At 52.1% G+C, this 9,646-nt stretch carries 9 protein-coding genes; all 9 read right to left on the bottom strand.

What is annotated here, in order from left to right; translation table 11 throughout:
- Nucleotides 1-82 precede the first annotated feature (82 nt).
- The 9 genes from QME66_11680 to ricT all read right to left on the bottom strand — a co-directional run bounded on the left by QME66_11680 (nt 83) and on the right by ricT (nt 9,580).
- Nucleotides 83-811, bottom strand: a complete 729-nt coding sequence (locus tag QME66_11680; protein ID MDI6809624.1) for a pyridoxine 5'-phosphate synthase — start codon at nt 809-811, stop codon at nt 83-85.
- A 58-nt stretch (nt 812-869) separates the two neighbouring features.
- The gene (locus tag QME66_11675; GenBank protein MDI6809623.1) at nt 870-1,985 is read right to left on the bottom strand and encodes a divergent polysaccharide deacetylase family protein; all 1,116 of its coding nucleotides are present in this window, start codon (nt 1,983-1,985) and stop codon (nt 870-872) included.
- A 194-nt stretch (nt 1,986-2,179) separates the two neighbouring features.
- The gene (locus QME66_11670; GenBank protein MDI6809622.1) at nt 2,180-2,893 is read right to left on the bottom strand and encodes a hypothetical protein; all 714 of its coding nucleotides are present in this window, start codon (nt 2,891-2,893) and stop codon (nt 2,180-2,182) included.
- A 121-nt stretch (nt 2,894-3,014) separates the two neighbouring features.
- Nucleotides 3,015-3,659, bottom strand: a complete 645-nt coding sequence (locus tag QME66_11665) for a hypothetical protein (protein MDI6809621.1) — start codon at nt 3,657-3,659, stop codon at nt 3,015-3,017.
- A gap of 12 nt (nt 3,660-3,671) precedes the next feature.
- The gene (locus QME66_11660) at nt 3,672-5,558 is read right to left on the bottom strand and encodes a hypothetical protein (protein ID MDI6809620.1); all 1,887 of its coding nucleotides are present in this window, start codon (nt 5,556-5,558) and stop codon (nt 3,672-3,674) included.
- Nucleotides 5,555-6,448 carry a 16S rRNA (adenine(1518)-N(6)/adenine(1519)-N(6))-dimethyltransferase RsmA gene (gene rsmA / locus QME66_11655; protein ID MDI6809619.1) on the bottom strand — a complete coding sequence of 298 codons (894 nt, stop codon included), beginning with the start codon at nt 6,446-6,448 and terminating at the stop codon, nt 5,555-5,557. The genes QME66_11660 and rsmA overlap by 4 nt, the downstream gene beginning before the upstream one ends.
- Nucleotides 6,420-7,184: a TatD family hydrolase gene (locus tag QME66_11650; GenBank protein MDI6809618.1), complete on the bottom strand. Its 765-nt coding sequence runs from the start codon at nt 7,182-7,184 to the stop codon at nt 6,420-6,422. The genes rsmA and QME66_11650 overlap by 29 nt, the downstream gene beginning before the upstream one ends.
- Complete coding sequence (metG, locus tag QME66_11645; GenBank protein ID MDI6809617.1) at nt 7,181-8,707, bottom strand: methionine--tRNA ligase; 1,527 nt, start codon at nt 8,705-8,707, stop codon at nt 7,181-7,183. The genes QME66_11650 and metG overlap by 4 nt, the downstream gene beginning before the upstream one ends.
- Before the next feature lie 30 nt (nt 8,708-8,737).
- The gene (ricT, locus tag QME66_11640; GenBank protein ID MDI6809616.1) at nt 8,738-9,580 is read right to left on the bottom strand and encodes a regulatory iron-sulfur-containing complex subunit RicT; all 843 of its coding nucleotides are present in this window, start codon (nt 9,578-9,580) and stop codon (nt 8,738-8,740) included.
- Nucleotides 9,581-9,646: the final 66 nt, after the last annotated feature.

Raw genomic sequence — 9,646 nt, 5'->3', positions numbered from 1 at the left:
CAAAAGTCCGGTTTTGAACCTTAAATAGTCCGGTTTTCAACTTTCCCTAACAGAAATACTGTTCGAGAAATCCACGGCGGGGTCAACTCTTCCCGGTTCTCGCCAATATTTCCATCATTTCCCGCACAGCCCTTTCCATCCCCGCAAGAACTGCTCGTGCCACAATCGAATGGCCTATGCTCACCTCGCAGACTTCCGAGATCGAGACTACCGATGAAACGTTCAGGTAGTTCAGTCCGTGGCCTGCCCGGACAATGAGATTCAACTGAGAGGCATAACTCGCCGCATCAATGATCTTCCTGAGTTCCTCCCCTTCCCCACCCGTTCCAAAGAGCTCGCAGTACTTTCCGGTGTGAATCTCGACAAAATCGGCTCCAACCGCCTTCGATGCTTCAATCTGCTCGCGCACAGGGTCGATAAAACAGCTCACGAGAATGGCCTTCTGCTTCAAGGCGGCAACGACACTCTTGAGCCGTGTTTTCGCGGAGAGAACGTCCAATCCTCCCTCGGTCGTAAGCTCTTCCCTCTTCTCTGGAACAAGAGTCGATGAGTAAGGGCGGACCTCGCACGCGATTTTCACCATCTCATCGGTCGCCGCCATCTCCATGTTCAACGGCGTCTTTATCGTCTCTTTGAGAATTTTCAGATCCCTGTCCTGGATGTGCCTTCTGTCTTCTCTGAGATGCACGGTGATGCCCTGTGCCCCTCCAAGTTCTGCCAGTGCCGCAGCATGGATAGGATCCGGCTCGTTTGCTCGTCTTGCTTGTCTGAGCGTAGCCACGTGATCAACATTCACAGAAAGTGTGACCAAAGAAGCTCACCTCCTCAAGCCCGGGGGGAAACCGGGCGTCCGTGCCAATCCACTCTTGTTATTTCACCAGCTCGCTCAGCGTCACGAACTTCACGCCTTTTTTCGTCATCTGAGGAATCCATTTCTCAAGCTCGGAAAGTGTCTCTTTTACGATTCTGACCGTGCCAATCGCTTGCCCCTTCTCAAAACTCACTCGCTCAAGTTCTCCGAGCCTCTGCCTCAGACGTCTCAAATCTCCCTTCCGGTCATCCAGCACATACCCGCCCTTCAGGCATGGAACTTCAAGCTCCCCGGCTACCTCACCGACAATGGAATTCGGCGTCGTTTGGTTGTCCAGGAACACAAGTTTTCCTTTCCTGAGCTCGTTCAGGACAACCGTCATCACTTTTCTATCCTGGGTTGCGAGCGAACCCATGTGGTTCGAGATTCCCTTCGCATATGGGAACGATGAGAGATGCTTTCTGATTATTTTCCTTATGGCCGAGGACGGCAGATCAACATAGATAGCGCCTTTCCCGGGATCAACAGTTGGATATCCCTTTGGTTCCATGGGAACATCGACGAACACTTCTTTTCCGCTGCTCACCGCCTTCTGAGCGAGCGGCTCAGAATAGCTCCGCCCGGGCAGGACAAGGAAGGTAAGGGGAACGGGGAGAGAAATGAACTTATCAACTATGCTCAGCCCCTCGCCTCCAAGATTGTCAACCACTATGGCAATAAGCGGGGTCGCAACCTTCTTGTCATACTTGACCTGTCTGAGCTCAAGCAGGTGCGTGACCTTCTTGCGAGCTTCGAGTTTCATGGTGACAACTGTTCCGCCTCCCGTATGCTCCTCAACAGCATCGGCAATCCGCACACCTGTTCCTCTCAGGCCTCTGGTGATGGCGAGGTTGCATTGCAGCGCCGATATTCCGGATGGAAGAAGGACTTTCCAAGTCTCCACGCCCCCATCACGGGACTCACTCTTGGTGATCCCGTCATCGGTTACGCCAAGTCCGGCAAGTGTGGCCGCAAGTCTCTCTGAGGCGGCCCTGGAAAGCTCTTCAGCGCTCCGTCTTTGAAAGAGCATGGCCAGGAATTCTTTTTTCTCGGGACTCCAAAGAAGCGGCTTGAGTCCAATTCCCAGAAAGAAAACTACAAGCACGACAATAAGTAGAAGCATCCCTTTGAACAAAGTCCGGGGAGTCCTTCTATGTTTTTTTCTGGCAGACGATCTTTTCATCTCTTTGTCGTTCCAATTTCACAGGCGTGACGAATGTGAGAGGCAGACTGGGACCCAGCGTATTCCCTGAGCACTAAGTTGTCAAGAACGGCAAGGTCTTAAGCTTTGACAACGCAGGACAATACGGAGATTTGGAGAGGACTCTTCTAGTAGTACAGCAGTTTCAGATGGGAGATACCAAAACCGGGATTCTTCCCGGCGAAAATCGGGCCCTGTCCGGTCCCCTTCTGACTTGCAGCGCTGGGGCCAGCCGGGTTATTCCCGAGATCCCGCCACTCGTAGATCTTCCACGACAGAACCTTGTTGGAAGCCGGGTCAAGCCGGCCTCTGAACTTGAAATTCACATAGGCATCCCCTGTGATATACTCAGTCGGCCCTGCCACGACTCTGAGGTTGACACGCATCCCGTCTATTTTTGCGTACTTGATGGCAGTGTCAGGATCGTACACCTGCCATTCTTCAGACTGCTTTTCCGTAATAGTGAGATTTATTGAGCTGGCCGCGGGTTGCTCCTCTCCCGCCGCGTTCTTGCCTGACCAATTGGCATTAAAGAGGTTCTGTGTGGATTCAAGCTCTTCCTGAATCCCCCACCTTAACTGGCTGATCCCGTATTTAGCAAGCCCACTGGCGTCTTCCTGGCTAAAGTAAAAAACAAAGAGACTGTCAAGCAGAGGCTCGTAATTGACGAAGTCTCTGTAATTATATGCTGTCAGAAGGTTCTTGACTACATTCTCGGGTGACGTAGGAGGAAGGTAAATCGCTTGCTGAGGACCCGGGGGCTTGGACACATCCGGGCTAAAAGGGTTCCAGCAGCCCGAAAGGAAAATCAACAGCAGAATCGCCAGGATGCGAGCCTTCATATGCAAAATAACTCTCTCTTTTTTCCAGCTAGTCCGTTGCGTGTCCTGAACATCAATAATTATAGCAGGATACACTCCCAGAAGTCAAGCCAATTTTGAGGGCCTGCTCCAGACACCTATTCTATCGGCTGGCGGCCCTTCTTCCTGCAACCTTCAGCGACCCCCAAGTTGTGTCCACAGAAGCTCCCCTGCTGTCGTCCCACCTAAGTACTTTGTAGAAGCCGCTTTCCTCGTGGAAGTACATCTTTGCCAGGCCTGCTGACTCAATAGTACTTCCGGTCTGCGGAGTCACTCTCAGGGAATAGGTGAGGTTAAGGAGACGGTCGCCGGCGCCCAGATCGACACTGTCCTGTATGCTCCATTCTGTCGTGAGTGCCTGGGTCGCATTCAGGAAAGTCTCAACCGTCTGCCTTTCCACGGCAAGAGTCCAATTCTTGAAACCATCCCAGTTAAAGTTAGTGTAGAAAGTCGCCGAATCGGTGGGGTCGCCGTGAAACTTGAAGGAGTCGGAAAGACTGTTCGTGTAGTTGGTCATGCCCGGGCTCTTGGCCTCAAGCGCACTCTCGATGTTGAATACGACGGCCGCGCAGGACGTCGGGGAAATCCAGGGTACAGCCTCCCCGGAGGACTCTTCGGGCGAACGCAGATTGAAAAACGGACATCCCGGAAGAAATAGAAGAAGGAAAAGAAGGACAGAGATCGCGCACGAGAGCCTCTGGTATCCCGGCACTCCCGGACAGTTCCTGAAAGAATCCAGAAGACTCATTGTCCTCCCCAATCAGAACGCAAAAGTCTTGCTGTAAACCACATTTGCCTTCCAATATTTCTTGTCTATCGACCCCAGACCGACTCCTTCAGCATCACTCATCTGAAGGGAAGCTCTAAGGGAACCTCCATCTCTGAAACTGTAGCTCATGTCTGCCCCCCTGGAGAGCTGGAGAGCCTTCCTCTGGGGAAGCATTGTCCTCTTTCCGTCACGCATTGTGAAGTCTCTGTTTGACTGAAACCTCTGTGTAACGGAAACATTGAGTCCCTTACTGAGATTATACTTCAGAGCGAGTGAAAGGTCCTGTACGTTGTTCCCGCCGGCAAGCCCGTACTTCTCCACCCCGGTTTCATCCGGGATATAGCTCCCCCTATCCTGGTATCTGAAACTGTGCTGCGTATCGAAAGATATCCTCCGGACCGGAGAGTAGGTTAACCCTGTGATTATCTGGTTTGTCCTCGTGAGATAGTTCTTCTCCGAAATCCTGGGATATCTTGTGTAATCAGCGGTAAGTGAGTATCTCTGCAGCAGTGAAACCCGGCCCGACGGTCTGTATGACACATTCGCATCAATAGTGTAGCTGTCACCTTTTCTCGTGTTGTTTGCATTGATCGCGCGAATATAGACACTCCTGTCAGCGGCCTTTGATATGCCGGCGCCGCCAGTTACACGTGGTGATGCCTGATAGCTCAGCTCAAACCTGAGCCTGTCATTATAGGCATCTCTGTCATCGCCCTTCGGGTCATCATATTCATATCTGACGAGAGTCATGCTCCCTATGACCTTCGCGCCGGTTTTCCGGCCGATTTTTGTTCCAACTGAGCCGCCGAACGTCCTGGTCTCGACCGAGCCGTTCTGACTCCTGGACGTTCCTTGATATGCGCTTCTATCGACTTGGTTTGAGAGGTTCATGGTAAGACTCGTCGCTCTCGGGAGCTCGTGGCTGACTTCGCCTGTGACGGACCTTGTTGTAGCGTCGCTTGACTTGTCGGATTCAAGAGAGTAGTTGATGGAGCTCCTGTCAAACTTCCCGGTGACGCTGCCCTTGAATTTCTTTCCCACAAGAAAGTCGGCCTTGGCTTGAAGATTGTCACTCTCTCCTTTTCGTGTTTCCTGGCCGACCGCTCCGGCCATCCGCTGCTGGGGGTATTGAAACTGGGTCCCTGTTATTCCTCCTGAAACCGCCAGATCGAGGAAGCCCGAGGGCTTCAGGGACAGTGTTCCGGTGAAACCTTGCGCCATGTTCCTGTCAGACGTCCTGAATCCGCTCAATTTCTCTTTTGAGCTCAGGCGCGAAAAGTCACCTTTCCCCTCGCTGGAAAAGGAAACCCTTGCCGTCGGATTATATCTGAGGGCGGCTGTGATGGCTCCGGATTTCCCATTACCTTCCCGAGTGTCCTGCTGGTCGGACTGCGACCCTCCATTCGCGGTAATGTCAACCGATGCTGCCTTGAAGGGATTGAATGAGTATGCCGAGGAGATTTGAATCTGCTCCTTCCCCTGCTTCAGAGGAGCCAGATCCTTCCTGCTTTTCCATTCGTCCAGATAGCGGGAGAAATTCGTGCGAAACCCGACTGATAGTTTCGGCGTGATCTTGTAGTCAACGTTGGCGCCAAGACTGCTGTTTCTTGTGGTTCTATTCGTCCTGGCATCATCGCCGAGACTGACGCTGGTGTTGTTGGAGACAAGTATCTTTCGGATACTATAGCTGAAACCAAAACTCTGCTTCCACGTTGAGATCGTGCGGTCATGATCGTAGCTGGTGGAATAGCTTGGGGCAAAGGGCCTCACCGTCCGCGCAAGTGAATCGGGAGCATCCAAAGCGCTTGACGGCGCTGCTGCAAGAAAGAGAAAAGAAAAACCCGCCAGGATTCTGCTTATTAACGACTTGAGATTCATGAGGAATGTGCCCTGAGAGAGTTTGAGAGTTTCACGAATTCTTCGAGACTCAAACTTTCACCTCTTCTTGAGGGACTGATCCCGGTCTCTTCCATAGCTCTTTCGACAAACTCTTTCTCGACCTTGAGCGAAGACGAAAGGGCATTCGCCAGCGTCTTCCGCCGTTTCCCGAAACTTCCCCTCACGATCTTGAACAAGAATTCTTCATCTTTGGGATGAACGCGGGGAAGGGAATAAAATTGAATCCGAACAACCGTTGAATCGACTTTCGGCTTTGGTCTGAAGCAGTTCCTCGAAACGCCAAACAGCTTGTCAACCTTGCCGTAGTACGACAGGAGGACTGTAAGCGAGCCGTAGGACTTTCCTCCGGGATTGGCAGTCATTCTCTCGGCATACTCCTTCTGGACCATCAGAACCGCGCTCGAGATGGCCCGCCTGTATTTTATCAAATGGAGGATAATCTTCGTAGTGAGATGATAGGGGAGGTTGCCGACAACTTTGAAACACGTTGAATCCTCCAAGGGAAGCGTCCCGGAAATAACCTCAATCGCCTCCTTTTCTGTTGCGGAATACATGACCAGCATCGTTTGAAGACTGACTTTGAGAAAGTCAGTACCGAAGATATTTACTCCAGGGAATTCCTGTTGAAGCTGCGTCCAGAGCCGCTGGTCTTTCTCAACAGCGTATATGGTGCCTGGTGTTAACACCAGGTGCCTCGTGAGCGCTCCTGTTCCCGCCCCAATCTCCAGGACCCGATCGCCTTTTTCGACCGAAAGCGCATTCACAATCTTCCTTGCAATGTTCTGGTCAATGAGAAAGTTCTGACTTAGAGCCCTTCTGGGTCTGGGTGCGCCGGCCCTGTCAACCACCGAGAAAGAGCGTTTTTGCATTTGCAGAAGTCTTCCTCTCTATCTCCGGAACCGGCATGTTAAGGATCTCGGACAGCTTCTCTACAACAAAACGAAGGTAAACGGGCTCGTTTCTTTTTCCTCGAAATGGAGCGGGTGAAAGGTAGGGCGAATCCGTCTCGACGAGGACCTTATCAATAGGAATTCTCCGTACCAGCTCATGTGACTTCTCGCCTGAATACGTGAGAGAGCTGCCGACCCCGAAATAGAGTCCGAGTTCCAGGCCCTTCCCGAGAGAAGATTCATCTCCCGAGAAACAATGGAGGACGCCCAGTATGCTTCCATCTCTCGTTTCTTCAAGCAGGATTTCCAGCACCCGTTGGGCAGATGCCCTGCTGTGCATGATGAGAGGCTTGTTGGCTTTCTGCGACATCTTGATGTGCTGCCCGAAGAGCTTCTCCTGAGTGTCGCGCGGGGAGAAATTCCTGAAAAAATCCAGCCCGGTTTCTCCGATGGCCACAACCGAAGCATCCTGTGAAAGCGATTCGATTTCCTTGAGCCCATCGGGAGTCGCCTTGTCTGAATCGTGCGGATGTATGCCCACGGATCCGACGATTGAACTTCTGTCCCGGCAGAGGGAGACCGCAGCTCTGGAAGAAACTACGTCGAAGCCGACTTCAACGATAAGCTCCATTCCGGCGCCGAAAGCCCTCGCAAGCACATCCTCCCTGTCTCTGTCGAATTGTCTGTGCGAGAGATGGGCGTGAGTATCAATCACTTTTCCTCAATTCTCGGGAAAAGCGGAGAAGGGGGCTTGACCTTCTTGCCCCTTGAACGATTCTCATCCCATGCGAGGTTTTTCAGGGGGGCCTTCTCTACCTGGTCAATTGAGAACAGCGTTTCTATTTCTTTGCTCTTCGAAGGAAGGAAAGGGCAGAGCAAACCGGCCAGGATTCTTATTGCCTCACTCAGGACCGCCAGCACCGTGCCGAGTCTCTCTTTGTCGCCACCCTTCGCAAGCACCCACGGTTGAGATTCTTCTATGTATTGATTTGCCCGGCGCGAAAGTTTGAGCGCAGACTGGACTCCCTGGTGAAGCTCGTAGCCGTCCATGAATTGTCTGTACTCTGCAATTGTCTGAGACGAAACAGAAATCACTTCATCGTCAAGCGCGTTTCTTTTCTGAGAGCGCGGCACTTCTGCGTTCGAATACCTTTCAAGCATGCCGAGAGTCCTGGTCACAAGATTTCCGATATTGTTCGCAAGGTCGCTGTTATACCGCTCTATGAAAAGCTCCCACGAGAAGTCGCCGTCCTTGCCGAAAGGTACCTCTCTCAGCAGGTAGTATCTGAGGGAATCCGCGCCGTATTTTGCCACCACATCCAGCGGGTCAACCACATGCCCGAGGGTCTTGCTCATCTTCTCGCCCTTGAACGACACGAAACCATGACCGAAAATCGACTTCGGAAGCGGTATCCCTGCACTCAACAGCATTGCCGGCCACACGACGCAGTGGAATCTTGTTATGTCTTTTCCCACGATATGCAGATCACATGGCCAGTAGCGGTCAAAGAGGGTGGATGTCCCTGGGTAACCTATGCCCGACAGGTAGTTAATCAGCGCATCGAACCAGACATAGATTGTCTGAGCAGCGTCAACGGGCGCAGGAACTCCCCATCCCAGACTCGATCTTGAGATACTTACGTCCTCAAGGCCGCCCTTTATCACATTCAGGATTTCATTTCTTCTTATCTCGGGCAGCACGAAATCCGGATTCTCATCAATATGCTTTTCGAGCTTCCCGGCGTACTTCGAAAGCGCAAAAAAATAGTTTTCCTCGCTGAGCCACTCCGCCCTTGTGCCGTGCACCGGACAATTTCCGTCCGCCAGATCCTTCTCCTTGAGATATGCTTCGCACGACACACAGTAGTATCCTTCGTACTTCCCCTTGTAGATGTCGCCATTTCCGTTGATTTTTGTGAAGAGATCTTTGACCGCGTCTGCATGCCTCGGCTCAGTGGTTCTTATGAAATCATCAAATGAAATCTCAAGGCTTGCCCAACGTTCCCGGAATTTCTCCGCCATCATGTCGCAGTATTCTGCCGGTTCAAGACCCTTACCGAGAGCTTCTTTTCTCACGTTGTAGCTATGCTCGTCGTTACCCATCAGGAGAAAAGTATCAAAACCCGAGAGCCGCTTGTACCGGGCAATAACATCGGCGGTGATTTTCTCGTATGCTGTCCCAACATGTGGAAGGCTATTTACGTAATCTATGGCAGTAGTCAGATAGAATTTTGGCAACAGAGCCACCCTTTCATCGGAGTGTTGATTTCAGCTCTTTTTCGAGCTTTTGCCGCTCTCAAAGTCCCAATGAATATCTTTGAGAGAGAGCCTTCTTTCGGTTCCGAGCTCATCTACAACATAGACGCCGCCGCCGATGTAATCGAGCCGCGTTATCTCGCCGCTTCCCTCGCGAAGGGCAACCCTGCTCCCCACACGCGGGAAAGTTCTTGCCGCTTCCCTGTAAAAGTCGACTTCGTACATCAGGCAGCACATGAGTCTGCCGCATGCGCCCGAAATTTTCGAAGGGCTCAGGGAGAGCTGCTGGTCCTTTGCCATCTTCAGAGTCACGGGCTCGAATTCCTTCAGGTAGGTGGTGCAGCAATACGCCAGGCCGCAAGTTCCGTATCCGCCAAGTCTCTTCGCCTCGTCTCTTACTCCTATCTGTCTCATCTCAATCCTGGTTTTGAACTTTGAGGCAAGGTCCTTAACGAGCTCTCTGAAATCAACTCGCTTGTCGGCTGTGAAGTAGAACGTGATCCGGTTTCTATCGAACTGATACTCCGAGTCGACCAACTTCATGTTGAGTGCTCTCTCGATTGACCTCTCCTGGCAGAAGCGGAGTGCGTCGCGCTCCCTTTCCCTGTTTTCTTTGAGCCGCTTCACCTCGTCCTCGGTTGCATTCCTCAGGACTCTCTTCAGCCCCCCCGTAAATCCTCTCTTCTGGATGTATTCGCCCCGCTGAATCACAGTCCCCATGTCCTCACCGCGTTCTGCCTGGACGATACAGTAGTCGCCGATCCGGATCGGAATCCCGTGCTGATTGAGAAAAAACTCTTTCCGTTCTCCCTTGAACATGACCTCGACAACCTCGGGCGGTTTTCTATTATCCATGCTGTCTCCTTAATTGGGGACACCCATAACCGTGGGTGTCAAGGGTCCTTGCTGCATGACGTCACG

This window comes from Candidatus Eisenbacteria bacterium (assembly GCA_030017955.1).
Taxonomy (GTDB): domain Bacteria; phylum Eisenbacteria; class RBG-16-71-46; order JASEGR01; family JASEGR01; genus JASEGR01.
Note: the sequence above shows the minus strand (reverse complement) of the source record. Positions and strands in the feature narration are given on the sequence as shown.

Coding starts and splice junctions, on each gene's coding strand:
- QME66_11670 (MDI6809622.1), bottom strand. CDS start 2,893: ATGAAGGCTCGCATCCTGGCGATTCTGCTGTTGATTTTCCTTTCGGGC.
- QME66_11665 (MDI6809621.1), bottom strand. CDS start 3,659: ATGAGTCTTCTGGATTCTTTCAGGAACTGTCCGGGAGTGCCGGGATAC.
- QME66_11660 (MDI6809620.1), bottom strand. CDS start 5,558: ATGAATCTCAAGTCGTTAATAAGCAGAATCCTGGCGGGTTTTTCTTTT.
- rsmA (MDI6809619.1), bottom strand. CDS start 6,448: ATGCAAAAACGCTCTTTCTCGGTGGTTGACAGGGCCGGCGCACCCAGA.
- ricT (MDI6809616.1), bottom strand. CDS start 9,580: ATGGATAATAGAAAACCGCCCGAGGTTGTCGAGGTCATGTTCAAGGGA.